The following is a 24,560-nucleotide window of genomic DNA, read 5'->3' on the forward strand; positions in this document are numbered from 1 at the left end:
AGGACCATGAGAAGCATCACGCGCGGCGGGCCGCTGACGCTCGCCCAGAAACGGATGTGGCTGCGCTCCTACTGGCGCGGGCACGGGGAGTTCTTCCCGGCCTGGACCCGGCGGTGGGAGCTGCCCCCCGGAATACCGGTCGCGGCGGCCCTCGACGCCTGGTCCACCCTGACGGCCCGGCACGAGATCCTGCGGACCGTCTTCCTGATCGGCCCGGACAGCGAACCGGCCCAGGTGGTCCTCGCCGCCGACGGCTTCCGGCCGCCGGTCTCGGTGGACGACGCCGAGCAGCCGGGCGAGGACCGCCCGGCCGAGATGGCCGGCCCGCTCACCGTGGGGGCGGCGTTCGCCCGCCCGCTGTGGGCGGCCCGGCTGCTCGCCACCGACGGCCAGGTCCGCTCCGTCGACCTCGTCTTCGACCACATCGTCAGTGACGGCAGCGGCCTGCACAACTGGCACGAGCAGTTCCTCGACCTCTGCCAGGGCCGGGACGCGCCGCTGCCGGCCGTCCAGCCGCTCGACCGCCAGGCCACCGAGCCGGACCCGCAGCCCGGGACCGACCACGCGGCCCGCAGCCCGCAGATACCCGCGCCGGGACACGGCCGGCCGGTCACCGGCCCCCGCTACCTGCTGTCGTCCACCACCTACGAGGGCCTGCTCCCGGCCGTCGACGAACTGTGCGAGCGGACCTCGGCCTCGCGCGCGATGGTCTTCATGTTCGCCGTCGCCTGGCTGCTGAACCGGTACTCCGGCCACCCCCGGGCGCTGTTCGCCAACTACGTCTCGCACCGGCTCGGCCGCGACCACGGCATCGAGTGCCAGATGCGGCCGGTGGACGTCCCGGTGGAGATCGACGACTCGCTGAGCTTCGAGCAGGCACTGCGGTCCGTCAACGCCGGGACGCTGCGCGCGTACCAGCGCGACCTGCGGTCCGGCCCCGTACCGCCGGAGGACCGGGCCCGGACCGCCGCAGCACGCGGCGTCGGCTTCGTGGTCCCGGTCTACTTCAACTTCCAGGGCCACCCCCGGGCGGACGGTCCGGTCCGGGAGCCGCTCGGCAAGGCCGTCGTCACCAGGCGCGAGGACGAGTGGGACGAGCTCGGCCGCCCGTGGTGCGTGGTGGTGTACGTGTACGTGCAGGGGTCGCAGGTCGTCCTCGACCTCGACATGGATGTCCGGATGCTGTCCGAGGAGACCACCCACGCCTTCGCGGACCTGCTCCCCGGACTGCTCCAGCTGATGGCCGAGCAGCCGTCCGCCCCGGTCCGCACGGCCGACCCGCTGCTGCCACCGGGCTTCGCGGCGGAGGCGAACTGCCGCCTGGTGGGCGACAACTGGGTGAACCCCGACGCGACCCGGGAGGTACTCGAGTCGGCCCGGGGCGTACGGAAGGCGGAGGTCCGGTGCGAGTCGGGGGAGGTGCTGGCCCACCTCGCGCTGGAACCGGGCACCGAACTGTTCGACGTCCACGAACACCTGTCGGCCGCGCTCCGCCTGCACCTGGACGTGACGGCACCCCAGCGCTACCTCCCGCTGCCCGGCCCGGCCGGCACCTCGTGGTGGCCCCCGGGCACGGACGCCGACGGCTGGCGCCCGGACCAGGCCCTGCCCTCCCTGCCCCCGGCGACCGAGGCCGAGCGGGCGCTGTGCTCGGCGATCCAGGAGACCCACGGCCTCGCGGTCGAGAACCTGGCGCCGACCTACGTCGCCGCCGGCGGACGCGTACTACTGGCCCCCGCCGTCACCGAGGCACTGCGCCGCCGGAGGCTGGCGGGCCTGCGCTCGTACCACTTCAACACCCCGTACACGCTGCGCGCCATCGCGCGCTGCCTACGGCCGGAACCGGCGCGGGACACCGACGGCGCCACCTACCTGGGCTGAGCGGACCCGCGCCAGGTCCCCGGCCCCTCACGACCAGTCAGGGAGCGACACGATGCCCGGTACCCCCTCGCCTGCGGCCCCGCGGGTGCTCATCGTCGAGCCCACGTCCTCGGCGTTCGGGCTGATCCACGAGGCCCGCGCACGCGGCCTGCACACCGTGGTCGCCAGTCACGACCAGGGCGACCGACGCCTGCCCGACCCGGTCAGGGACAGCGTCGGCACCCTGCTCCAGGTGGACTGCAACGACGAGGCGGCGCTCGGCGCGCTCGCGGCCGGGCTGCACGCCCGCACCCCGTTCACGGGCGTGCTGTCCGGTGACGAGTTCTACGTCGCCACCACGGCCCGCCTCGCCGACCGGCTCGGCCTCCCCGGGCTGCCCGTCCGCAGCGCCGCCGCGCTGCGCGACAAGGCACTGATGCGCGCCAGGGTCGCGGCGGCCGGACTGCGGGTACCCCGGTACGCCGAGGCGGCCGACGCGGGCACGCTCACCGCAGCCGCCGCCCTGGTGGGCTTTCCCGCCGTACTCAAGCCCGCCGCCTCGGCCGGCAGCATCCATGTCACCCGCGTCGACGACGCCGCAGGGCTCGACCGCGCGTACCGGGAGCTGCTGCACGACACCCGCCCCGACGACGTGGGCGGGTACCTGGACGGCCGGGTGCTGGTCGAGGAGTACCTGCCCGGTCCGGAGATCAGCGTCGAGGGCTACGTCCACCAGGGCCGCGCCGTCGTCGTCTCGGTCACCGGCAAGATCCTCAGCCCGGAGCCGCACTTCCTGGAGATCGGCCACATCGCCCAGGCGGAGCTGGACGATGCGGCCAGGGAGCGGGTCGAGTCCTACGTGGACGCGGTGTGCCGGGCCCTGGACGTGTCGCTCGGGCCGTTCCACTGCGAACTGCGCCTGGTCGGCGGCGAACCCGTCCTGGTGGAGATCGGGGCCCGCCTCCCCGGCGGACGCGTCACCGTGCTCACCGAGTGGGTGACCGGGATCTCGCTGCCGCGCATCATGCTGGCCGCGTACACCGGCGGTGACGTGCCGTCGGCCGCCGTGGCCGGCGCGCCCAGCGCCAAGTACGCCGGCGTGCACAACTTCACCGCGCCCGGCACCGAGGTCATCCAGGCCGTGCACGGCCTGGAGCGGGTCCGGGCCGCCGGGTTCGTCCGGGAGGCGGTCCTGCGCGCACGACCGGGCGACCGGGTGCCGCCCTTCGGCGACTTCCGCTGCCGCCTCGGCTTCGCGATGTTCACCGCCGACACCCACGCCGAGGCCCTGGCCCACCAGGCGGCCCTGGCCGGGATGGTGACCTTCGCCTGACCAGGGACCTCCTGGCCGAACCACCCGTCGCCCCAATCCGAGGGAGCCACCCACTGTGTCCGACCTTCCGCACGTCCTCGTCATCGGCAGCGGCGACCCGCTGTACCGGGAGTACGCCCTGGCCGGTCTGGCCGAGAACCACACGGTCACGATGATCGACCGCGCCCCGGCGAGCTGGCAGGCGCGCTACCTCCTCGACCACGCGGTGGCGCCGCTCGACGACCCCGCCGCAGTGGCCGCCACCGCCCGCGAGCTGTCCGCCCGGCACCACTTCGACGGGGTGCTGACCTGGGGCGAGTTCGCCGTGCCGGCCGCCGCCCGGGCGGCGGCCGAGCTGGGCCTGCCCGGGATCAGCCCCGAGACCGCGCACGCCTGCCGCGACAAGGGCGTCACCCGGTCCGTCCTGGCGCGGGCCGGCGTGCCCTCCGCCAGATCCGTCCGCGCCGTCACCCTGGAGCAGGTCCGGGCCGCCGCGCAGGAGGTCGGCTTCCCGGTGGTGGTGAAGCCGACCGCCAACGCCGGCAGCCGAGGCGTGATCCGGGCCGACCGCCCGGAAGACCTGCCGCAGGCCCACGAGTTCGCGGCCCGCGCCGGCGGCGCCGGGGCCGACGGCACCCGCGCGGTGCTGGTCGAGGAACTGCTCGTCGGCCCCGAGGTCAGCGTGGAGTGCGTCAGCTACCAGGGGGAGATCCGGGCGGTGGCACTGACCCACAAGACGGTGGGCCTGGAGCCCTACTTCGAGGAGCTCGGCCATCTGGTGAAGCCGCAGAACGGCGACCTGTCGGGGGAGCCGGCGGCCCAGGTGGCCGTCGCCGCGCTCCACGCCCTCGGCGTCCACGACAACGTCAGCCATGTCGAACTGCGGCTCACCGCCGACGGCCCGAAGATCGTCGAGGTCAACGCACGGGTGGCCGGGGACATGATCGGCTACGCGGTCCTGCTGGCGACCGGCATCGACCTGGTCCAGGCCGTTTCCGCGATCGCCCGGGGACAACGCCCCGATGTGACGGTCCGTCACCAGCGCAGCGCCGCCGTCCGCTTCCTGTACGCGCCGCACCCCGGGCGGGTGGCGGAGCAGTCCGGCCCCGACGAGCTCCGCGCCGAGCCCTGGCTCGACCGCATGGTCTGGGAGCAGCCGGTCGGCACCTTGGTCGCGCCGCCGCCGGCGGGCGACGTCGACTCCCGGCTGGCCCAGGTGGTCGTCACGGGGACCACCCCGGAGGAGGCGCTGCAGCGGCTCGACCTCGTCTGCGGGCAGATGCAGTTCCGACTCGAACCGCCGGCGCGGGCCACCGCGCCGTCCGGACGGTGAGTCAGCCCCCGCCGCCTCCGAGGACGGAAGGACCCCGGAACCCGATGCCGTCCACCCCTGCGGCCAGCCGGGCGGAGCGGCTGTTCCGGCGGGTCCGGGTGTCCCGGAGGGACGAAGCGGCCTTCCTGCTGAAGTTGCTGGCGGTGACCGTGTCGCTGGCCGTCGGCGGGTTCCTCGCGCTGCGGACGAGCCGGCCCATGGCCGCCACCGGCGTGCTGCTGCTGGGGGCGACCTACACCCACATGGTGGAACTGCAGCACCAGTGCCTGCACCACTCGGCCTTCCGCCGGGCCAGAACGCACCGGCTGGTCGGTGTGCCGCTGGGGCTGGCCCTCCTCGTCAGCTACAGCCACTACCGGGTCCGGCACCTCCAGCACCACCGCTTCCTGGGCACCTCCCGCGACTCCGAGTTCTTCGGCTTCGACACCCGCCGGCCGATCACCTGGCGCGGACTCGGTCGCGGACTGTTCGACCTCGGGCGGATCGCCGCCGTGTCCGGCGACATCGTCCGCAGCCTCCGGGGCAGCTGGACCTACGATCCCGGCCAGATCTCGGCACGCCTGCGCCGCGACATCATCAACGAGTACCGGCTCATGGGCCTGCTCGTCCTCGCGGCGGGCGGCGGCTCCGCGCTGGGTTACGGCGGGCCGGTGCTGAGGATCTGGCTGCTGCCGCTGCTCGTGGCGCTGCCGCTGCACTTCCTGGTGGAGCTGCCCGAGCACCTCCTGTGCGACACCGAATCCACCGACGTGCTGCGCAACACCCGTTCCATCCGGGGCAGTTGGTTCAGCACCTGGTACACCAACGGCAACAACCTGCACATCGAGCACCATGCCGCGATGACCGTCCCGATCAACCGCCTCCCCGAGCGTCACCAGGAAGTCCAACGCCTCGCCACCCACGTGGAGCGCAGCTACCCGGCCTTCTACCGACGCGTCCTGCGCGAGGCGCACCGCAACTCGCGCACCCGGACCTGACCGCCGCCGCGCACCCGACCGGACGGCCTGCACGAGCGGGCCGTCCGGGGTGACATTCGCGTTCCGGGCGGCGGTCGCGCGCATTCGGAGGATCTCGTCGTGGTCCGCGCCTCGTCCTCGACGGACACCCGGTGGTACGCCCTACTCCGGTGCCCGGAAGCCGCCGATCTTCTGCTCGAGCAGTTCGGCCAGCCGCAGCGGGGTACGGTCCTCGAACATCGGACCGATGAGCTGCACTCCCACCGGCAGGCCCTCGGGGGACCGGCCCGCCGGTACGGCGGTGGCGGGTAGGCCGGGCATGGTGGCCAGACCGGCCCAGACGAGTTGGTCGAAGTACGGGTACGCGACACCGTCGACGTCGATCCGGCGTTCCAGCGGACTGGGACGGTGGTCGTGCGGGAACGCCGGAGTGGGTGTGACGGGGCACACCACGACGTCGAACTCGGCGAAGAGCTGCCGCCAGCCGTGGCGGTGGAGCTCGCGACGGCCGTTCACCTCGACCCAGTCGCCATGGCTGAGCACCATGCCGCGCAGCCGCGCCGCGTCCAGACTCCGGTCGTCCTCGCCCAGTTCGGCCACACGTGACTGCACCTGCTCGCGCGCTTCGACGGGAAAGCGCGCGACGGAGCCCGACACGAGCAACTGCATGTAGAGCGCCGAGGCTTCGCCCAGGTCGGGGAGCAGCGCGCTGTGCCGTTCGACGCGCGCCCCGCCGTCGGCCAGCGCGTCGGCCACGCGGTTGACGCCGGCCCGCACGGCGGATCCGGTCGCCATGAGCGGATGGTCCTCGATGACCAGGACCCTGAAGTCGCGGAGCTCCTCGTGACGCGCCGGCGGCAGCCGCAGGTCGTAGGCCACGCCGTGCGTCAGCGGGTCCGGTCCGGCCATGACGTCGAGCAGGAGCGTGAGGTCGCGGGCGCTGCGTGCCATCGGACCGACGACGGCGAGGTCGAGGTCGGCCGGCAGTGCCGGCGCGGGCGGCGGGACCATGCCGCGGTTCGCCGCCAGCCCGAGTGTCGGCTTGTGTGCGTAGACACCGCAGAAATGTGCGGGGGTGCGCAGCGAACCGCCGATGTCGGAGCCGATGGACAGTGCGCCGAATCCGGACGCCAGGGCCGCCGCCGATCCGCCGGAGGATCCACCCGGCGTGCGACCGTGGTCCCACGGGTTGTTGGTGGTGCCGTAGATCTCGTTGAAGCTCTGTATATCTTGCAGCCCCAAGGGCACATTGGTCTTACCGAGCACCACCGCGCCTGCGGCCTTGAGCCGCGACACCTGCACCGCGTCCTCGGGCGGCAGGTAGTCCCGGTGTTGCGGCATGCCCCAGGTCGTGGGCAGCCCGGCGACGTTGTAGGACTCCTTGACCGTCACCGGGATGCCGAGCAGCGGCTGGTCCTCACCGCGGGAACGCGCCTGGTCGGCACCGAGCGCGGCGGCCCGTGCACGGTCGAAGTCCGGCACACAGATCGCGTTGATCGACTTGTCGTCCCGCTCGATACGGGCGATCGCCTCGTCGGTCAGTTCCGCCGAGGTCACTTCACCTGCACGCAAGGCAGCCGCGAGTTCTTCGGCCGTCTGAAAATTCCAATCCATGAATCCGACCGTACCCACCTCTGGGACAGGCCATCAAATGCCGCTTCGCACAACGGGATGGACGTCTCATTACTCGTCATCTTCCTCTCCGGCCACAGACAATTCGCCCGACCGCCGGTGAAGTGAGTCCGGCGGGCGTGATTCGGAACGTCCCTGCTGACGGTGGGTCAGGCCTTGAGGAAATCCAGCAGGTCGGCGTTGAGCTGGTCCTTGTGGGTGACGAAGAGGCCGTGGCTCGCGGTCGGGTACTCCTTGTAGGTGTTGGCGGGGATGAGCTGGGCGGTCCGGCGGGCGGTCAGGTCGATGTTCGCGGAGGAGTCCGCGGTGCCGTGGACGATCAGGGCAGGGATGGTGATCTCGCGCAGGCCGGGCCGGAAGTCGGTGTGGAAGAGGGACCGGAAGAACTGGGTGGTCGCCCAGGGCGAGGTCGTCAGGCACAGGCCGATCATCCAGTCGATGACGGCCGGTGAGACGGCGTTGCCCAGGTGGGTGCCGAACCAGATCTGGGCCTGGCGGGCGAACCAGTTCGGGCGGTCGTGGCGGAGCTCGGCGACGGTCGCCGCCAGGAACTCGTCCGGGATTCCGGCCGGGTTGTCGTCGGTGCGGCGCAGGAAGGGGAGGGTCGCCGAGACGAAGGCGACCCGGGAGACGCGGTTCTCGCCGTGCCGGGCCAGGTAGTGGGCGGCCTCGGCGCCGCCCATCGAGTGGCCGACCAGGAGTGCGTCGCGCAGGTCGAGGTGGTCGAGCAGGGCGGCCAGGTCGTCGGCGCTGGTGTCCAGGTCGTAGCCGGTCGGCGGGCGGTCCGAGCGGCCGTGGCCGCGCCGGTCCAGCGCGATGCAGCGGTAGCCGCGCTCGACGAAGTACGGGATCTGGTACTCCCACATGTCCGCGTTCAGCACCCAGCTCGCGACGAAGACGATGGGCTGTCCGGTCCCGTAGTCCTCGTACGCGAGGCGGGTACCGTCGTTGGTCTCGAAGAACGGCATGTCGGTACTCCTGGTCTCGGTGTGCGCGGATGGCTGTCCCGTCCGCTGGTTATGAGCATCCGCCAGATCGGCGGGCACCGAATCAGTCGGCTATCGGTAGACCGGCACCTCGTGCCCGTACAGCCTCCGGCCGGGGGAGACCCACCGCGCAGTACCCGCGCTGCCTGACCGACAACGGCGCGGGCCGGCGCCTCAGCATGGCCACCTGCACACCGGGCAACACTTCCAGCAGTGGTACCTCCCCTGACCGCCCCCTGACCGCCCCGGCGTCCGCTTACCGTCGGGGGCAACGGAGGACACAGCGGCCGGGGAGCTCGATGATGGTGATTAGCCGATCGCGTGACCTGGCGGTGCCGTGACGACGGCGGCGAGCCGCGCTGCCGGTCGGACCGCCGGGGGAGTAGCCGAGGTGAGCGCAATGCCGACGTATATGGACATCCACCGCAACATGACCGGTATCACGCCGGAGCAGCTCAGAGCGGCCCACCAGGCGGACCTCGACATCGAGTCGGCCGAGAGCGTCCACTTCCAGCACGCCTGGGCCGACCCGACCTCCGGGTCGGTGTTCTGCCTGTCGGACGGCCCCTCGCGTGAGGCCGTCCAGCGCGTGCACGAGCGGGCCGGCCACCCGGCGGACGAGATCTACGAGGTTCCCATCGAGGTTTGACTTCCTCAACCGGCCCGAAGACCGGTGATTCCCTCCACGCCGCGCGCGGATGGCGCGGCGTCCGGGTGGGTTCCTGCTTCACCGCGCGGTGCCGGGACGAGTCCCGGTCCTACCGGTAGCCGCCGGTCGGCTCCCAGCGAGCCCTGTGCCGTCCGGCGATGCTCAGCGCTGGTGCGCTGTGCATCGCCGGGTCACGCCACCGACCAGCACGAGCACCCCAGCCCCACGCCACTGGTTGACAGCGGCCGGCTCGAATTCCCCATGGACGGCCAGTTATGGCTCCCCACGGACGGCCAGTCGACGGTTGGCGCCCGTACTTGTCGTCGTCGCTGTCCGTGATGGCCTGGGGTCAGGTGCAGCAGTCGCAGCCCGGGCGGCAGCCGCAGTCGTCGGTGGCGGTGCTGGTGCTGGTGCTGGTGCTGGTGCTGGTGCTGGTGCTGGTGGGCGCTGGGATGGTGCAGCAGGCGTCGCCACGCCAGGCGTCCCGGCCCTCCTTGACCGCCACTGCGGCGACGACCAGAGCCGCGGCGGGGTCGGCCCACGACCAGCCGAGCAGGGTGTTGGCGAGCAGGCCGGCCAGCAGCACAGCGGACAGGTACGTGCACAGCAGTGTCTGCCTGGAGTCGGCGACGGCGCTGGCCGAGCCGAGTTCGCGTCCGGCCCGGCGCTGGGCGGTGGACAGGACGGGCATCACGGCCAGCGACACGGCGGCCAGGACGATGCCGGGCAGGGAATGGCGGGCATCGCCGGAGCCGGTGAGCGCGCGGCCGGAGTCCGCCGCCACGTAGGCGGCGAGCGCGAAGAACGAGACAGCGATGATCCGCAGGGTCGTCTTTTCCCGGGCCTCGCGTGCCGCATGGTCCCGGGCCGAGAACTGCCAGGCCACGGCCGCAGCGGAGGAGACCTCGATGACCGAGTCCAGTCCGAAGCCGATCAGCGCGGTGGACGAGGCGCGAGCTCCGGCGGTGATGGCGACGACGGCCTCGACCACGTTGTAGGTGATCGTGGCGGCCACCAGCAGGCGTATGCGTCGGGCGACGATGTCCCGGCGGGCCTGCGACAGCCCCAGGATGACGGTGGCCATCTCAGCAGCAGTCCTTCTGATCGGCATCGGTGCAGGCGCGGTCGGTCTCGACCGCCACCACGGCGGTACGAAGGTCGTCCAGCGCGTGCCCGAGCCGGGGGTCGGCGAGTTCGTAGCGGGTGCGGCGGCCGACCGGCACGGCGACGACCAGGCCGCAGTCGCGCAGGCACGCCAGGTGATTCGACAGCCGGGTGCGGGAGATCCCGAGCCGTTCGGCCAGGTCGGAGGGGTGCGCCGGGGCCTCGCGCAGTGCGAGCAGTAGCCGGCAGCGGATCGGATCGGCGAGAGCGCGGCCGAACCGCGCCAGCACCTCGACTTCGGAAGCAAGAGTCAGCACCGCTCAGACGATACAGGGAATCCTGAATTCAGGAATCGGTGTCGCGTCTGTGCTCATGGTGAGACTGGTCGCGAACCGCATCCACCGCCACGGGAAGCTGGTGGAGCCGACGGGCGATCGGATCGCCTGGTGAGGGCGGATGACGCTGAGCATCACCCCGAAGGTCCGGACGGCGAGGCGGGTATGCGTCAGCCCAGTGTGTACTCCAAGACGTAGGAGTGGCTGCCGTCCTCGGAGCGGATGATCTCGAAGGCACCCGTGATCCCCGCGAGGTCACCGGAGCCCGTTCCCGGGACCACGCGGATCGCGAGCTGCTCACCGTGGCTGCCGGGCGCGCTGTGCTGGAGGACGAAGGAGCCCTTGCGGCCGTCCAGTTCGCCCGTGAATCGCTCCACGGCGACATAGGCGGCGGGACTGCCCTCGATGTCGGCCACCGACAGCATGTTCACCGTACTGGTGCCGGCCAGGCCGCCCTGGAAGGTCTTGGTGATCCGCACTCGGCCGAGCGCGGCGCCCGGGCCTTCGTCGAGCACCTCCGGCTCGAACGATGTGAGGTCGAACGTTCCGCCGGCCTTCGTGCTCATCCTGCAAACCTCGATTCTTGGATCAGCTGTATCGGGCAGCAGCCTTGCACACGGTACTGACAATCCCCGCTGGTCTTGAAGGGGCGACAGTCGCCACTTCGGCGATGAGAGCAGTTGCTCAGCTGCGAGCCAGAGTCACGAGGAATCGGGTGTCGGCGTCGTCGCGCCCGGCGCAGAGCCTGGAGGCCGCGTCCATCACAGCAACAGCGCGGCACCAGGCCAGTACCCGATCGGGAGACTGCCCCGGAACCAGTGCCGCCAATTCCTCGACCCTGCGCTCCAGTTCCGCGAGTTCCGCCACTCCCGCCAGCACCCAGTCCACGGCGTCGAAGTCGGGATCGCCCAGCGCCGGCCGGGGGTCGATCGCGACCATGCGCGAGCCGGGTCCGGACAGTACGTTGGCCGGATGGAGATCACCGTGCACGAGTCCCACCGTGCCGCCGTCGGCGAGCTCCAGGGCGGCTGCGCGGGCCCGCTTGAGCAGCGCCGGGTCAAACGTGTCGCTCAGACCGGCGCTCGTCAGCCTGCGATCGGTCAGCTCGAAGAGAAAGTCCACCCGGTGCGCAAGCGGCTGCAACACGGAACCCTGGCCGCGAGAGGGGGAAGGGATCCGCAGCTCGCGCAGCAGGGCCGCGACCTCCGGCAGAGTCCAGTCGAGTTGCCTCATCGGGACTCCCGGCCGTACGTCCTCCAGCAACAGGGCCCCGACGGCAAGGTCCTCCGCCAGCAGGCCGACAACCGACGGCGTGTCGGCCCAGGCGTGCAGTGCCGCTGATTCCACGGCAGCGATCTCGGGATCGGGAGTGAGCTTCAGCCACACCGTTGCCCCGTCGGCCTGTCGGGCGCACCGGAACACCCGTGAGGTGCCGCCTCCGCCTGCCGCCAGGACGTTCAGGTTCCAGCGAGCCGTCAGCTGATCCACCAGCGCCGGCAGCCGGTCGCACCAGCCCAGGGCTTCCGGTCCGAAGCGCACGGCAAACCGGTTGCGTACTTCTGGTGCCACGAAGGCTGTCCCGTCCACCGCGCCCCCCGTTCGTTGTCGCAGGTCAACGAACGTATCAGGAGGCCGAGCAGTGCCGCGACAGAAATCTGTGACACCGCAGGAAAGGAACACGCCCTTCGACATCGCCGACGTCGCGCAGCCGGCCCGGGGTGCGGACCCGGGCTGCGCACCCGCTGCGGCCCGGAGGTTCAGCCCGTCCGGACGTCCCCGCGCGGGTCGACCGGTGTGAGGACGCCGAGCCGGTCCTCGACCGCCTGGGCCGCGGCCAGGCACAGGTCTTCCCGGAACGCGCGCCCGACGATCTGCACCCCGGACGGCAGCCCGTCGGCCAGACCGGTCGGTACGGCCACCCCGGGCACGCCCACGAAGCTGGTCACGGTGCACAGGCGCAGCCCCGACCCGACCCGGTCCCGCCCTGCCCGGTCGCGCGACTCCAGCCCCGGTTCGACGGGTGGTTCGGTGAACGACGGGCCGAGCAACAGCGGGTACTCGTGGAGGAATTCGGCCCAGGAGCGGCGGATGTTCAGCCAGGTGCCCATGAGTTTCATGAGTTCGTCCGCACTCGCGGGCGGGGTCCGCTGCATCGTCATCTCGATGTAGCGGTCACCGCCCTCCCCGAGCAGCCCCCGCACCACCGGCCAGGTCGGGGCGAACTCGGTCACGGTGATCCGGCCGTACGCCTCCAGCGCCTCGTCCAGTCGCGGCACGTCCGGCACCTCCCGCACGTCGTACCCGGCGTCCCGCAGGGCCTCGGCCGCAGCCGCGACGGCCGCGCGCACCGTGGGGTGGACGCCGTGCCCGCCGGGGTCCGCCACGACCGCGACCTTCACCGGCCCGGGGAGCGGCTCGCCGTACGCGGGCACCGGGACGGCCCGTGGGTCGCGCGGATCGGTGCCGGCCAGTACCTCGTACGCCAGCCGCAGATCGCCGACACTCCGGGCGAACGGGCCGTCGGTGACCAGCAGTTGGGACGCCGGGCCGGGATCGTCGGGGCCGAGGATCCGGTGGTCGGCGGGGAAGCGGCCGGTGGAGGGCTTCAGCCCCGCCACACCGCAGAACTGGGCCGGGACCCGCACCGATCCGCCGGAGTCGTTGCCCAGGCCGAGCGCGGCCATGCCCGTCGCGACGGCCACCGCGTCGCCTCCGCTCGTGCCGCCCGGGGTGCGGCCGGGGTCCCAGGGATTGGCCGTGTCGCCGAAGAGTTCGCTGCGGGTGTGCATCCCGGCCAGGATCAGGGTGGGCATGTTGCTGTGCCCGATCGGGATCGCACCGGCCGCGCGCAGCCGGGCCACCGGGGGCGCGTCGGCCGGCGCCACCAGGTCGCGGAAGCGCGGGGTGCCGAACGTGGTCGGCACACCCTCGATGGCGGTGCTCTCCTTCACCGTGAACGGCACCCCCGCGAGCGGACCCAGCTCCTCGCCCGCGGCCCGTCGCCGGTCCGTCCGCACGGCGGCCTCGCGGGCCCGCTCGGCCAGGAGTTGGGTGACCGCGTTCACCTGGGGGTTGACCTCGGCGATGCGTTCCAGGTGGCTGTCGATGAGTTCGACCGCCGAGATCTCTCCACCGCGCACCGCCGCCGCCTGCGCGGCGGCCGGCATCTTCCACAGGGCGTCCCGCATGCTCGTACCTCTCCCCATCCACGTTCCGATGCACTTGCATCGGAACTGTAGCCTGGGAACCGATACGAACGCATCGAATAACCGGAGGCGACCACACATGCCCAAGCAGGTGGACCACGAGGGCCGACGCCACCGGATCGCCGAGGCCGTCTGCCTCCTCGCCGACGAACACGGGCTGGAGGGCGTCACCCTGCGCGACGTCGCGGCCCGCGCGCAGGTGTCGATGGGCGCCGTCCAGCGATGCTTCCGGACCAAGGAGGAGATGCTCGTGTTCGCGCTCGGGCACATCGGCGAGCGGATCACCGAACGCGTGCGGGCCCGCCTCGCCGGCAGCCCGGCCCAGTCGGCTGGCACCACCCTGGGCCACGCGGTCACCGAAATCGCACTGCTCGAGGAAGAACACCGCGCCGAGGCACGGGTCTGGCTCGCCTTCGTCGCCCGAGCGGCCGTCAGCGAGCCGCTCGCCGCCACGCTGAAGACCAACTACGCGGCCCTGCAGGAGGCCTTCGCCCGCCTCGTCCGGGAAGCCGGCGCGAACGCCGAGCATGCCGTGCCCCTCGACCCGCAACGCGAGGCCCGCACCCTCCTCGCCCTCGCGGACGGTCTCACCACGCACGTCCTCATCGGCCATCTCACCCCGCAGGAGGCGGCAGACGTCCTCCACGCGCACCTGGCCGACCTCTGGGCCCGGCCGTCCGGCCCGGTCGCGCCGGCTTGAACGCCGGAGCCGGGTGCACGAAGCGCAAAAGACCCCGGCAGGATTCTGCCGGGGTCTCAACTTGCCGCCTCGGGCGGCCCGTAGCGGGCTCAGACGTCCCCGAACTCTCCCGCGCGGACGGAGCTCACGAAGGCCGCGAACGCATCGCCGGAGAAGACCAGGGCCGGGCCGGACGGGTCCTTGGAGTCGCGGACGGGGACGATGCCGGGCAGGCCCGGGGCTACCTCGATGCACTCCCCGCCGTTGCGTCGGTGGGCAGGAGGTGCTGCTGATCGCCGTTCGGTCATACCAGCAGCAACAAGCTGTCCCAGGTCGGCAGTTGACTGGATTCGGGTGGGTGATCGTGGTCGGTGAGGGCGAGTGCCATCCCGGCTCGTCCGGTGAGGAACCCTGGCCCTGGGGGCCTTCGGCGGACCGGTGGTGGAGGGTGATGGTGTGGAGGGCTGCTTGGTCGGCCAGCCTCCCGCAGCCGATTCGGGTGGCGGCTTGAAGGACTCCGGCGGTGCCGTGGCACAACCCCGGCCCGTCCGTGTCCCAGGTGTCGGCGGGCCGCCGGCCGAGGAGGTCGAGCGCGCGGTGGGCGTGCTGGGTGAGTGATGGGTCGGCGAGGGTTTGGCCGGCGCGGTGGAGGGCGGTCGCGATGCCGGGCGTGCCGTAGCACCAGGCGTCGCGGCGCCCGGGAATGGCGGACAGCAGGGCGGGGTCCGGGCACTGGAGCAGCTCGTGGCCGGGGAGGAGCGGCGGCCAGGAGGGACCGGGAGCTGACCAGGTCACGAGCCAGTGGGCGGCGGTCTCGATGGCGTCCCGCTGACCTGGCACGGTGACTGCGCAGGTGCGGGCGACGGCGAGCAGGGCGAGAGGACCGGCGATGCCGTGGGCCGCGCCGGTTGTCGCGCTTCCGCCGGCCGGAACGCCGCCGACTGTGGCGAGGGCGTGGTCCGGGGCGGCCAGCCACCAGCCGGGCAGGTTCCCGGCTGGGGTGGTGATCATGTAGGTGAGGGTGGTGAGCGCTGCTGTGAGGCCGGGTTCGGCCTCTTCGTGGCCGAGTTGGTGGGCGGCGAGGAGCACCCGGCCGATTCCGGCGAGCCCCTTGATGGTGTCGTAGACGGCCCAGGGCGTGCCGAGCCGGCCGTCCCGCAGGCGCTGGCGCTGGTGGGCGGCCAGTCCCTGGGCGCGAGCCGACAGCCAGGCACTCGCCCGGGTGACTGCGGCGAGCCTGGTGCGGTCGCTCGGCAGGTAGGCGCTGCCGAGGATGAGGGAAGCGGCCAGGGCCCCGGGACCGGCATAGATCCCATCGGCGGCGGTGTCCGTAAGGAGGCGGGCGGCTGCTTCCCAGTGGCGGTCGGCCGCGCGGGCAAGGATGGGGTCGGATCGAGAGAGCACGGCGAGCAGGAGTGCGGTGCCGGGCAGCCCGTCTGCGAGCGTGCCTGCGGCGCCGGGGCGCAGTTCGGCGGTGACGTCGGCGGGGTCGGCGACGGCGTCGGCGATCTGTTCGACCAGGCGGTCCGCCGGGTCAGGCATGGCGGATCAGGTCGGTGGCGAGGGAGCGGGCCAGCTGCTCGCGTGCGGGGTCCGTGCCGAGGAGGCGGTTGCAGTGCAGGTGGATCGCGTCAGAGGCACACAGGGGCGCGATGTCGTCGCCGAGCAGGGGTAGGTAGGCGACAAGGGCGGCTTGCCGGTTGTTCCAGGTGTTGGTCAGCCACGCTGGTACGGCTGCCGCGCGGCAGCGGGCGCGGAGAGCTTCCCGCCGGCGGCGCAGGTCGGTGGTGAGGGTGAGGGGGCGGGCGGCGTCGGGAGCGCGGAGGCCGCCTGCGATGGCGGCGGCGCAGTGGGCGGCGATGATGAGCCGGTCGTCGTCCTGGTCCGTCAGCTCGGCGAGGACCGCGAGCGTCAGGCTGCTGTCGGCGGCGAACAGCTTCTCGGCGGCGGCGACAGCCTCGGGGCCGCCGTAGCGCTGGGTCTCGGGCTGGTACGGCTGGGCGGCGAGCTGACCGTTGCTCAGGTACTGGCGTGCCATCTCACCGGCCCAGCCGGCCAGCTCCTGCTGGACAGCCGCCAGGACATCGGGGGTCGCCTGGTAGCGCAGCCGCAGGTGTGGGCCAAGGTCCGCGGTGCTGTACCGCAGCCAGTAGAAGAGGGCGCCGTCGGGTGCGGGCGGCAGTTGGGCGAGCACTGCGTCCTGGAGGCGGACCGGGACCGGCAGCGCGAGCGACAGCCAGGTGTCCCCGGAAGGGATGGTGTCGGTGGTGCGGGGCCGGGCGGCGGCGCGCGGGTCGAAGCGCTGCTCGGCCCCGCCGCCGTGGCGCCGGTAGAGGGGGATGACGAGTTCCAGATGGTGGCGACCGTGCGGGCCCTGCACAACGCCGTTCCCGCCCAGGACTTCGGTGACGCTGCGGCATCCGCGCCGGACGCTGCGGCGCAGCAGCTCGCGGTGCTCGGGAAGGCGTAGGTCGAGCGGAAGGTGCCGGTCGCTCTCCTCGATCACCACTTCGTCCGGGACGGCCGTGGTGGTGCGGCTGCGCCAGTCCTCCAGATGCTCCAGCCAGCCCGCGCGGTGGTTGACGGCAGCGTGCAGGGCCTGGGGGAGCAGCCAGCGCTGCGGGGCCAGCACGGTGGAGCGGTAGGTGACGCGCGGGGTGTACGGGGCGTCACCGGCCGGGCCCCAGGACCAGGGGTGCCAGGGCCGTTCGTCGGCGTGCCCGAGCAGGTGGAGCAGCTGAGCTGCCGGCGGCACGAGTGAGCGGGTGATGCGGCTGAGCAGGACCGGTCGCACCTGGCGCTCCAACCGGGAGGAGTAGAGCGCGAGATGGCCCCGGCTGGTGGTCGTGATGAGGAGGTCGCGCGGGTCGAGGTCGTCACCGTCGCGTAGTGGTACGCCGATCGGAATCCGGTAGGCGGCCGCCCCGGTCTCCACGGCGAGGGCACCGGTCGCAGCGGTGAGCGGCCGGCAGACGACCTCGGCGGTCACCGGTCCCGGGCCGGTCTCCACCTTCGCGTTGAGGGCGGGCAGGTGGCGGGCGAAGCGGGCGGCGGCCGATCCGGCGTCCTGGGCCGCGTGCGGGCCCACCGCCAGCTCCAGCGGCCCGGCGGCTCCGCCCAGGACACGGACGTGTACCTCGGCGGTGCGCGGCGGGGCTTCGTCCCGGTTGTGCGCCAGCGCCTTAACCATCTCGTTGGTCAGGTCCACGGCGTTGCTGCCGCGTGCGAGCGCTTCCGTCAGCAGGCCGATAAGCAGCCGCGAGTGCCGGTCGTCGAGGTCTGAGCCGGCACCGATGGCATCCTCCGGACCGGTCGGGCCGATCCCGACGGCCGGGTCGATGGCCTCCAGCAGGGGGACCATCCGGTGCGGTCCGTAGGTCGCGCGGAACTTGGCGGTCCACGACCGGAGCGGGGGCGTGCGGTGCCCGATGCGCCACAGCAGCTCTACCGCGCGGGCCGCCTCCGCGCCCACCACGGCGGGCAGCCGCAGGTGGGCCTGCGCGATGGTGTCGATGGTCAGCGGCCGACGGCTGGGTTGGATCGCGTCGGCCTCTTTCCGGGCAGCGCGCAGCAGCGGCAGTCGGCCGGGCCCGCCCGGCGGGTGGGCGTCCGCGTCTCGCAGCAGGTCTCGCAGGTGGAGCAGGTCCGTGCGCAGCGGGACGCTCGCGGGGAGCTTCGAGGTCAGCCACTCCAGCGGGTCGGCCGTCAGGTCGGCGGGCAGCAGATCGGTCAGCAGCAGGCCTGTTCGGAGCATATGAACGATCGCGGTTCGGGCGGCTTGGGCGGTCGCGCCGGGCCAGCGCTCAAGTATCTCGGCGAGCACCTGTTCGGCGGGAGCACCGCCGGGACGGTCGCACCGCTCCAGAAGCCAGAGAGACAGCTCAGTAGCCCGCACGGTGCCCAACTGGGCGGTGCCGTCGGCGCCGGGGTGCTCGACCTCCAGCAGCTTCCCGCGGCGCACCGCCAGCAGGTTGGCCGTCAGGGTCAGAAGCTCCAGGACGCCCGGCGCATCGAGGCACCGGTCGGCGACGGCGGCCAGCCATCCGGGGCCCGGCAGCGTCACGCAGCGGTGCTCCTCGCCCAGACGCAGTTGGGGCTCGCCCGCCTCCAGGCGGGCGGTGGCAGCGGCGGCCCACACGCCGTGCGGGGTGGTGCGGCTGCGGGCCCGCAGCGCGTACGCGGTCCGCGTCAGCTCGGCCCGCTCGGACGGGGCGTCAAGGTCGCGCGAGGCGAGGAAGAACCCTTCGGTCAGCAGCTCTTCCCCGGCGGTCGGGTTGCTGGCCGGCAGCAGCGGAATCCGGGCCATCGCGACCGGGCCGGGTACGAGCGTGATCCTGTGCATCGGTCCTCCCCTCGGGGTTCCGTCCGGGACGGGTGGGTGCCCCCGCAAGGGCACCCACCCGTGGCGTACTACAGCTGACCCGGGATCAGACAGCCGGTCGTCGCGCCCTGCGGCGGGGACTGCCCGCAGCCGTCACCGGTGGTGTCACCCTCGGTGTCGGCGTAGTTCTCGCGGATCGCGCTCAGTGCGGTGCTCTGCGGGTTGAGCTCGAACACAGTGAGAAGTTCGGTACTCATGTGCATCCTCCTTCCAACGCTCGGCCAGGGATGGTGCGCCCGGTCCCCTGCGGGGACCGGGAGTTCGGAGGGAGCGTCAGACGCTCCAGGCCAGCACCATGGGCGGGCCGGGCCGGTCCAGCACGCGTCCTGCGGCCATGGCGGCGGGGCCGGTGCCCTCGGCGTAGACATGAAGCACGGGCCCGGTGCCGCCGCGGTGCTCGCTGTCCCATTCCTTCATCCGGTCAACGACCTCGTCGGCCAGCCTGCGGTCCGGGCCGTGGAGAACGACTCCGTACTCGTAGCGGGCGCTCTGCCCTTCGGCGGGGCGCATCGTCACGTAGGCCAGGGACGTGGAGGTCCAGGTGGCCGGGGTGCCGCCGGGCAGTACCGTCACCGATGCCTGCCGGTCGGTCAGCAGGCGTCCATAGTTGTCGAGCGCAGTGGCGAGCCAGAGGTCCACCACGGGCCGGGTCTGCTCGCTGGCGCCCACCACGATGCCCGTCCAGCACTCGGTCCGCTCTCCGGTCAGAGCTGTGGTCAGTGCGCCGTGCTCGAGTTGCTGGATGCCGTCCACGTGCAGCCGCACCCCGGGTGCCAGCTCGATCGTCTCGGTCGCGTTGGCGCCCTCGCCACGCATCCGGACGAAGCCGCAGGGCAGCCAGCCGCCGCCGGACCAATGGCCGTCGCCCGCCGGTGTCAGGGAGACCAGGCGGCCCAGGCCGCGCACTCGAACCGGCGCCACGAGGACCCCGTCGGCGGCCAGCTGCTCCAGCCAGGCCGGCGCGATGGCGGGTGCCTGCACGGTCACCGTGATCCGGTCGTACGGGGTGGCGTCCGCCACGCCGTGCGCGCCATCGCCGGTCACCAGACGGACCGCGCCGTCCAGGCCCGCCGCCTTGAGGCACAGGCGTGCGCGGTCGATCACGGCCGGGTCGATGTCGATACTCGTCACCGCGCCCTCGTCGCCGACCATTTGGCATAGGAGCGCGGCGTTGTAGCCCCCCGAGCCGATCTCCAGCACCGAGTCCCCGGGGCGCGGGTGCAGGTACTCCAGCATCGCCGCGACCAGCCACGGAGCGCTGACCGAGCTGACGGGGCGCCCCTCGTCGTCGCGGTCCGTGAACACGGAGTCGTCCTTGTAGGCATCGGCGATGGCGACACCCGGCAGGAAGAGGTGGCGAGGTGTCGCGGCGAACGCCTCGGCGACTTCCTGGGTGGTGATCCTTCCGGCCCGTTGCAGGTCGCCGACTAGGCGCTCGTTCAGCTCGGTGGCTGCACTGATCGTGTCGTTCATCCGCTCGCTCTCTGGTGACAGGGGCCCGACGGCGGGACATGCCCGCTGAGTTTGCCAAAGGCGCCACTCTCGCGGGCTGTTTCCGGACAACCACTGTGCGTACTAACGAGGCGGTTGTGATCTGTGGTGGTCGGGGCTGCGGCGTCGTTGACGCAACCCCGACCACCGGGTGGGCACGGGACGGCGTTGAAGTGCGGTGGTCTCGGGGCGCGTCGGTCATCCCGCACGCCCCAGCCGGATGGTCCGGCCGCCGGTTCCGGTCCATAAGGAGGTTTCGGGCGGGGCCTCGGGCCCGCACTCGAACCACACCGTCTTCCCGGCAGAGGTGCCGTCGGCTCTTCGCACCGTCAGCGGGATCACGCCCCATCGGTTGGCCAGGGCCTGGAGCAGCTCAAGACCCCGGCCGCTCTCGGCGGACGTGGAGCCCTGCTGGCGCTGGGGAATCCGGGGGTCGGCGTCCTGCAACTCGAGTCGTACGGCCTCGCCAGTCCACTGCGTGGTGAGGGTGCTCGGCTTGCCGGTGTGCAGCACAGCGTTGGCGATGACCTCGCCCGCGCACACCGCCACATCGGCCAACCGGTCGGGGGAGAAGGGCAGTTGCCAGCCCTTGATCCCGTCGATGACGGCCCGCCGCGCCTTGGAGGCTTCGTCCAGGGTCGGAGCGACGTGCAGGACCAGTCTCAGCGGCTGGCGATGAACAAGCTGAGCGCCCGGTTGGGCAGGGCACAGTGACTCGGGCATGGATGACCCCCGGAGAGCACGGCGATGATCACTGAACGTGTGCCATGGGACACCATCGGTGAGTGCGTGACCCACCGTGCCGCAACCTGGCGAAGAATGCAATAGGGCACGGATCGCTAGTTAGCGACTTCGGCGAACTAGCGTTCTGTTGACTCCTGCACCACACTTGACGCAAGGTCAGTCACGAGGAGGGGCAGCCAGATGGCAGCGAGGACACCGACGACGAAGGACGTGCCGTTCCTGGCGCAGGTCGCCGGCCGCAGGCTGCGGCGATGGCGCGAAGACTCCGGCCACACCAGGGAGAGCGCGGGCGAGCTGCTGGAGATCAGCCCGCACGCGATCCAACGTCACGAGATGGGCGTGACCCGACTGCGGGCCCGCGACGTGATCTCGTACGCGGAGACCTACCGGGTGACCGACCCGCAGGCGATCAAGGACCTGGGCGACCTGGCCCGCCAGGGCGCGACCCGAGGATGGTGGACCGAGTATGGGGGTCTCCTCGACCCGGCTTACACCTACGTGGTCGAGGCCGAGCAGATGGCCTGCTACGGCAAGGGCATCCGAATGTGGAACCCGTCGATCGTTCCCGGCCTGTTCCAGACAGATGAGTACACCGAGTCGGTATTCGAACGCGCCCAGCTGCTCTGGAAAGAGGACAACCCGCTACCGCTCCCGCAGGCCATCGAAAGCCGCCAGAAGCGCAAGGAGCTGCTCGACGGCCTCAACCCGCCCGAGATCTGGGCGGTACTCAGCCAGGCCGCGGTGGACCTGATGGTCGGCGGACCCGAGGTGATGCAGCGGCAGTACAAGCACCTGCTCGACCTGTGCGAGCGACCGCGCATCACCATCCAGATCCTCACGCACGACTCCGGATACCACGTCGGCACCGACGGGCCGTTCGTCTCCTATTCGTTCAGCCGCGAGAACGACGACGACGGCGTGGTCTACTACGACAACAGTCGCTCGATCACCGATCAGGTGGCTACTCTGCGCAGGCATTCGAAGCAGTTTGACCTGCTGAGGGCTCAGGCAATTCCGCTGGCGGGGTCTCGGTCATACTTTCAGGCAGCCCACACCGGTAAGTGAGTTGGGCAGCATCCTGAAAGGAATGACCATGGTTGGAGACCTCCTCGACCAGGGAGCGAGTGGCTGGCGGAAGGCCAGCTACAGCGGTGGCCAGAACAGTGAGTGCGTCGAGGTCGGCGAAACCCCGGCGGGGCTCACGGCGATCCGAGACACCAAGGACGACAAGCGGGGTCCGGTACTCACCGTCACCCCGGCCGCGTTCGACGGCCTGATCTCCGAAATCAAGGCCGGGAACTTGACGTTCGGCCTGATCTGACGCTTCGGCGTCGCCTGAGTGTGCGGACCCTGACGTACGAGCCGCCGGGGCCCACTTCCCACACCGGTGGACCAGACCGCGAACACCGGGCCGGGCTCCCGCTCTTCGGAGTAGGGGCCCAGCCTTCGCCGTGAAGGGGGTTCGACAATGGAGTTCGAGGAGCAGGGCGCCCCGTGGGATCGGTGGGCGGCCTCGTACGACAGCGACGCCATCGGATTCGACAGCACGTCAGCGCCTATGCCAAGGCGTCAGTCCCGGACCAGCTCGCGGACGTCCTCACCGACCGCGAGCGGCTTGCGCACCTTGGCCCACCACGCCACCAGGGCGCAGCCGCTGCCGGCCAGCACGGCGGTTGCCGTCCCGCCGATGAGGAAGCCGGCGCGCGGGTGGCCGGCAGCAAGCGCTGGGACGACCATCATCGAGACAGTCCCGGCGGTGCGGATCAGCGTCTGGTCCACTGTCAGCAACCTGCGCCGGGCGGCCGGGGGGAACTGCGCGAGGTGGGTGGACAGCGAGACGGACAGGAACGGCGAGATCACGCCCGAGAGCGCCGAGACAGCCACCAGCACCGGCAGCGACACCACCGCCCCGGTCACCGCCAGCAGTACGCCGGAGACAGCCCAGACGGCGCAGTAGACGGCGGGGAGCAACCGTGGAAGGCGGACGTTCCCCGCCACCGCGTTCCCCGCCAGCGACCCCACCCCGACAGCGGCGAGCACCAGGCCGTACGCGCCCGCGCCCGCGTACAACCGGGTGGTGAGGAGAGCGGGCATCGCCATGGACACGGCCCCGGTGAAGATGCCGACCCCGTGCACGGCGAGTGCCACCCCGGTCTCCGGGTGGGTGCGCACCAGGATTCGAGCCCGCGGCCTGGTGCCTGGCGTCGGGGTTGGCGCCGGTTCCCGTTGCGCGAGCACGGCCCCCTTGGCGAGCACGGCCAGCGCGACAGCGGAGACCGCGAACGTTGCCGAGTCCAGCCAGAACAGCCCGGCCATCGGCATGATCGCCAGCAGGATTCCGGCCGAGCCGGGGCCGGCCACCCTGGCGATGCGGCCGGTGAGATCCATCAGACCGCTGACGGCCTGGACCTCGTCCGGCTTCACCAGGTCCGGCACCAGGGCACCGAGGTTCGGATCGAACAGCGCGCCGCCGATCCCGAGCAGTGCGGCCGAGACCAGCAGCCCCTCGGTTCCCCACGTCGCCCAGGTCCACGGGAGTGCCGCGACCAGCACCATCCGGACCAGGTCGACCAGGGCGAGCGCCCGGAGTGCGGCGAACCTCTCCACGGCCTTGCGGCCGACCGTGCCGAGCACGATGTACGGCACCGACTCGGCGATGGCCACCAGGCCCATGGCACCGGCCCCGGACTTCTGCCAGGCGATCCACATCACCGCCAGGGCGTACAGCCGGTCGCCGAACACCGACAGGGTCTGCGCACCCCAGAGGAGAAGCACCGGCCCTCGCCGCAGCAGCCGCACGTACTGCATGATCCACCCCCGCCCTGGAAGCACGAAGTCCCGGCAGCGAGACGCCACCGGGAACTCCCCCTACCCTAGGGAATCTTGAAGATCGTCAGCCGCAGACGCCCCGCGCGTCACCCCTGCGCCTACTGGGGCGGTTTCCAGGAGTTGTCAGCAACACGTGTGCGGCCGCCCAGTTCGGCGGCGACGGTGCCGGCTGTTCCGGGTTGTGGGCGGTCAGGTCCTCCCACTGGCTAGGGACCGCTCGGTCCCCGGCCTCGGCGGGGCGTTCAGACGGGCACGGCGGTCGCTCACCGGTTTGTACGCGTCGATCGCGTTCGTCACCGCCGTGCTGACTGTTCATCAGATCGCGCGAACTCGCGATTGTCAGCTGGTTGGGCCGGATGGGTGTGGATACGCTCGATCGCGTCGTCCGAAAGGGGGCGGCAGCCCGTCGCGTACTGCATGCGCCCCGGCCGTCCCGGCCGTCGTGCGCCGGCACGGATCACGCTCGGGCCGGTTCCCGTGGGAGTGGACATGAGTTCTGTAGGTCGTAAGACCGTCGCGGTGATGGCTGCGGCTCTGGCGTCGCTGGGCGCGGGCAGCGGTGTCACCGCGTCCGCGGCCACCCCGTCGCCCGCGTCGTGCAGCAGCGGGGCGGAATGCCCGAGCCTGAAGCCGACCAGGCTGACGGCCAGTCAGGCCACCCTGAACGTCACCCAGATGCAGCTGGAGAACATCCAGGCGATGGCGTCCGACGCGGTGACGGGGGAGCCCATTCGCGGCGCGAAGATCGTGTTCGCCACCATGGGCGGCCGGACGCTGGGGGCGGCCTACACCGACTACGACGGCATCGCCGCGATCACGGCTCCGGAGGACTTGGGCCCCGGAACCCTCCAGGAGTTGCTGGGCGGCTACGAAGCCGCGATGGTCGGCGACGGCGTCCACACCCCGGTCGGGGCCCACGGAGCGATCACCGTCGGCACCGACCAGGGCCCCGGTGTCCCGGGCAACCCGTGCGCCGTCTGCTAGTGACCGCAGGCTCGAGCAGGACGTGGTCCCGGTCGGCTGGAGCCGGTGGGGACGCTCCAGCGGTCGGAGGGTCAGAGGA

Annotated in this window: 22 protein-coding genes; 9 read left to right on the forward strand and 13 right to left on the reverse strand. The window is 71.9% G+C overall.

The features are described 5' to 3' along the window. Window positions 1-6: 6 nt before the first annotated feature. From P3T29_RS21115 to P3T29_RS21130, 4 genes are read left to right on the forward strand one after another with little or no spacing between them, the layout of a single operon-like run. Window positions 7-1,881, forward strand: coding sequence for a condensation domain-containing protein (locus P3T29_RS21115; protein WP_280718108.1), 1,875 nt, complete (start codon window positions 7-9; stop codon window positions 1,879-1,881). Between the two features lie 52 nt (window positions 1,882-1,933). Then, window positions 1,934-3,193 carry an ATP-grasp domain-containing protein gene (locus P3T29_RS21120; RefSeq protein WP_280718109.1) on the forward strand — a complete coding sequence of 420 codons (1,260 nt, stop codon included), beginning with the start codon at window positions 1,934-1,936 and terminating at the stop codon, window positions 3,191-3,193. A gap of 55 nt (window positions 3,194-3,248) precedes the next feature. After that, a complete protein-coding gene (locus tag P3T29_RS21125; protein WP_280718110.1) occupies window positions 3,249-4,505 on the forward strand; it encodes an ATP-grasp domain-containing protein in 1,257 nt (418 codons plus the stop codon). 44 nt (window positions 4,506-4,549) lie between these two features. Continuing rightward, the gene (locus tag P3T29_RS21130; protein ID WP_280718111.1) at window positions 4,550-5,482 is read left to right on the forward strand and encodes a fatty acid desaturase; all 933 of its coding nucleotides are present in this window, start codon (window positions 4,550-4,552) and stop codon (window positions 5,480-5,482) included. Window positions 5,483-5,623: 141 nt separating this feature from the next. On the opposite strand, the gene P3T29_RS21135 is transcribed toward P3T29_RS21130, so the two are convergent. Both P3T29_RS21135 and P3T29_RS21140 read right to left on the reverse strand, forming a co-directional pair. Next, window positions 5,624-7,075: an amidase gene (locus P3T29_RS21135; RefSeq protein ID WP_280718112.1), complete on the reverse strand. Its 1,452-nt coding sequence runs from the start codon at window positions 7,073-7,075 to the stop codon at window positions 5,624-5,626. Window positions 7,076-7,242: 167 nt separating this feature from the next. Beyond that, window positions 7,243-8,061, reverse strand: a complete 819-nt coding sequence (locus P3T29_RS21140; protein WP_280718113.1) for an alpha/beta hydrolase — start codon at window positions 8,059-8,061, stop codon at window positions 7,243-7,245. A 418-nt stretch (window positions 8,062-8,479) separates the two neighbouring features. On the opposite strand from P3T29_RS21140, the gene P3T29_RS21145 reads away from it, so the two are divergent. Further along, entirely contained in the window at window positions 8,480-8,728 is a 249-nt protein-coding gene (locus P3T29_RS21145) for an SCO4226 family nickel-binding protein (RefSeq protein WP_280718162.1), read from the forward strand. 349 nt (window positions 8,729-9,077) lie between these two features. Here P3T29_RS21145 and P3T29_RS21150 read toward each other — a convergent pair whose 3' ends face one another. From P3T29_RS21150 to P3T29_RS21170, 5 genes are all read right to left on the reverse strand, one after another. Next, a complete protein-coding gene (locus tag P3T29_RS21150) occupies window positions 9,078-9,812 on the reverse strand; it encodes a cation transporter (RefSeq protein WP_280718114.1) in 735 nt (244 codons plus the stop codon). A gap of 1 nt (window position 9,813) precedes the next feature. Next, window positions 9,814-10,149 (reverse strand): metalloregulator ArsR/SmtB family transcription factor, encoded by a 336-nt coding sequence (locus tag P3T29_RS21155; RefSeq protein WP_280718115.1) that lies wholly within the window; start codon window positions 10,147-10,149, stop codon window positions 9,814-9,816. A gap of 188 nt (window positions 10,150-10,337) precedes the next feature. Continuing rightward, window positions 10,338-10,733, reverse strand: a complete 396-nt coding sequence (locus tag P3T29_RS21160; protein ID WP_280718116.1) for a DUF3224 domain-containing protein — start codon at window positions 10,731-10,733, stop codon at window positions 10,338-10,340. 118 nt (window positions 10,734-10,851) lie between these two features. Next, window positions 10,852-11,736 (reverse strand): aminoglycoside phosphotransferase family protein, encoded by an 885-nt coding sequence (locus tag P3T29_RS21165; protein WP_280718117.1) that lies wholly within the window; start codon window positions 11,734-11,736, stop codon window positions 10,852-10,854. 188 nt (window positions 11,737-11,924) lie between these two features. After that, window positions 11,925-13,355, reverse strand: a complete 1,431-nt coding sequence (locus P3T29_RS21170) for an amidase (protein WP_280718118.1) — start codon at window positions 13,353-13,355, stop codon at window positions 11,925-11,927. Window positions 13,356-13,452: 97 nt separating this feature from the next. Between P3T29_RS21170 and P3T29_RS21175 the strand changes: the two genes are divergently transcribed. Further along, a complete protein-coding gene (locus P3T29_RS21175) occupies window positions 13,453-14,073 on the forward strand; it encodes a TetR family transcriptional regulator C-terminal domain-containing protein (RefSeq protein ID WP_280718119.1) in 621 nt (206 codons plus the stop codon). Between the two features lie 89 nt (window positions 14,074-14,162). Here the strand turns inward: P3T29_RS21175 and P3T29_RS21180 are convergent, their stop codons facing one another. The 5 genes from P3T29_RS21180 to P3T29_RS21200 form a co-directional block, all read right to left on the reverse strand. Next, a complete protein-coding gene (locus tag P3T29_RS21180; RefSeq protein WP_280718120.1) occupies window positions 14,163-14,360 on the reverse strand; it encodes a DUF397 domain-containing protein in 198 nt (65 codons plus the stop codon). A 1,226-nt stretch (window positions 14,361-15,586) separates the two neighbouring features. After that, the gene (locus tag P3T29_RS21185) at window positions 15,587-18,394 is read right to left on the reverse strand and encodes a lantibiotic dehydratase (RefSeq protein WP_280718121.1); all 2,808 of its coding nucleotides are present in this window, start codon (window positions 18,392-18,394) and stop codon (window positions 15,587-15,589) included. Window positions 18,395-18,462: 68 nt separating this feature from the next. Then, a complete protein-coding gene (locus tag P3T29_RS21190; RefSeq protein ID WP_280718122.1) occupies window positions 18,463-18,630 on the reverse strand; it encodes a hypothetical protein in 168 nt (55 codons plus the stop codon). 76 nt (window positions 18,631-18,706) lie between these two features. Beyond that, window positions 18,707-19,906, reverse strand: coding sequence for a methyltransferase, FxLD system (gene fxlM / locus P3T29_RS21195; protein ID WP_280718123.1), 1,200 nt, complete (start codon window positions 19,904-19,906; stop codon window positions 18,707-18,709). Window positions 19,907-20,122: 216 nt separating this feature from the next. Then, a complete protein-coding gene (locus P3T29_RS21200; RefSeq protein WP_280718124.1) occupies window positions 20,123-20,647 on the reverse strand; it encodes an ATP-binding protein in 525 nt (174 codons plus the stop codon). A gap of 231 nt (window positions 20,648-20,878) precedes the next feature. Here P3T29_RS21200 and P3T29_RS21205 point away from each other — a divergent pair, with 231 nt between their 5' ends. After that, window positions 20,879-21,733, forward strand: coding sequence for a helix-turn-helix transcriptional regulator (locus tag P3T29_RS21205; protein WP_280718125.1), 855 nt, complete (start codon window positions 20,879-20,881; stop codon window positions 21,731-21,733). A 28-nt stretch (window positions 21,734-21,761) separates the two neighbouring features. Beyond that, window positions 21,762-21,989 carry a DUF397 domain-containing protein gene (locus P3T29_RS21210; RefSeq protein WP_280718126.1) on the forward strand — a complete coding sequence of 76 codons (228 nt, stop codon included), beginning with the start codon at window positions 21,762-21,764 and terminating at the stop codon, window positions 21,987-21,989. A 248-nt stretch (window positions 21,990-22,237) separates the two neighbouring features. Here the strand turns inward: P3T29_RS21210 and P3T29_RS21215 are convergent, their stop codons facing one another. Next, window positions 22,238-23,476, reverse strand: a complete 1,239-nt coding sequence (locus tag P3T29_RS21215) for an MFS transporter (RefSeq protein WP_280718127.1) — start codon at window positions 23,474-23,476, stop codon at window positions 22,238-22,240. 510 nt (window positions 23,477-23,986) lie between these two features. Between P3T29_RS21215 and P3T29_RS21220 the strand changes: the two genes are divergently transcribed. Then, window positions 23,987-24,481, forward strand: a complete 495-nt coding sequence (locus P3T29_RS21220; protein ID WP_280718128.1) for a hypothetical protein — start codon at window positions 23,987-23,989, stop codon at window positions 24,479-24,481. Window positions 24,482-24,560 lie beyond the last annotated feature (79 nt).

This window comes from Kitasatospora sp. MAP5-34 (assembly GCF_029894335.1).
Taxonomy (GTDB): domain Bacteria; phylum Actinomycetota; class Actinomycetes; order Streptomycetales; family Streptomycetaceae; genus Kitasatospora.

Excerpts from the sequence above, each read along its gene's own strand:
- P3T29_RS21115 (WP_280718108.1), top strand. The coding sequence starts at position 7 with ATGAGAAGCATCACGCGCGGCGGGCCGCTGACGCTCGCCCAGAAACGG.
- P3T29_RS21120 (WP_280718109.1), top strand. The coding sequence starts at position 1,934 with ATGCCCGGTACCCCCTCGCCTGCGGCCCCGCGGGTGCTCATCGTCGAG.
- P3T29_RS21130 (WP_280718111.1), top strand. The coding sequence starts at position 4,550 with ATGCCGTCCACCCCTGCGGCCAGCCGGGCGGAGCGGCTGTTCCGGCGG.
- P3T29_RS21135 (WP_280718112.1), bottom strand. The coding sequence starts at position 7,075 with ATGGATTGGAATTTTCAGACGGCCGAAGAACTCGCGGCTGCCTTGCGT.
- P3T29_RS21140 (WP_280718113.1), bottom strand. The coding sequence starts at position 8,061 with ATGCCGTTCTTCGAGACCAACGACGGTACCCGCCTCGCGTACGAGGAC.
- P3T29_RS21145 (WP_280718162.1), top strand. The coding sequence starts at position 8,480 with ATGCCGACGTATATGGACATCCACCGCAACATGACCGGTATCACGCCG.
- P3T29_RS21150 (WP_280718114.1), bottom strand. The coding sequence starts at position 9,812 with ATGGCCACCGTCATCCTGGGGCTGTCGCAGGCCCGCCGGGACATCGTC.
- P3T29_RS21160 (WP_280718116.1), bottom strand. The coding sequence starts at position 10,733 with ATGAGCACGAAGGCCGGCGGAACGTTCGACCTCACATCGTTCGAGCCG.
- P3T29_RS21170 (WP_280718118.1), bottom strand. The coding sequence starts at position 13,355 with ATGCGGGACGCCCTGTGGAAGATGCCGGCCGCCGCGCAGGCGGCGGCG.
- P3T29_RS21175 (WP_280718119.1), top strand. The coding sequence starts at position 13,453 with ATGCCCAAGCAGGTGGACCACGAGGGCCGACGCCACCGGATCGCCGAG.
- P3T29_RS21180 (WP_280718120.1), bottom strand. The coding sequence starts at position 14,360 with ATGACCGAACGGCGATCAGCAGCACCTCCTGCCCACCGACGCAACGGC.
- P3T29_RS21185 (WP_280718121.1), bottom strand. The coding sequence starts at position 18,394 with ATGCACAGGATCACGCTCGTACCCGGCCCGGTCGCGATGGCCCGGATT.
- P3T29_RS21190 (WP_280718122.1), bottom strand. The coding sequence starts at position 18,630 with ATGAGTACCGAACTTCTCACTGTGTTCGAGCTCAACCCGCAGAGCACC.
- fxlM (WP_280718123.1), bottom strand. The coding sequence starts at position 19,906 with ATGAACGACACGATCAGTGCAGCCACCGAGCTGAACGAGCGCCTAGTC.
- P3T29_RS21200 (WP_280718124.1), bottom strand. The coding sequence starts at position 20,647 with ATGCCCGAGTCACTGTGCCCTGCCCAACCGGGCGCTCAGCTTGTTCAT.
- P3T29_RS21210 (WP_280718126.1), top strand. The coding sequence starts at position 21,762 with ATGGTTGGAGACCTCCTCGACCAGGGAGCGAGTGGCTGGCGGAAGGCC.
- P3T29_RS21215 (WP_280718127.1), bottom strand. The coding sequence starts at position 23,476 with ATGCAGTACGTGCGGCTGCTGCGGCGAGGGCCGGTGCTTCTCCTCTGG.
- P3T29_RS21220 (WP_280718128.1), top strand. The coding sequence starts at position 23,987 with ATGAGTTCTGTAGGTCGTAAGACCGTCGCGGTGATGGCTGCGGCTCTG.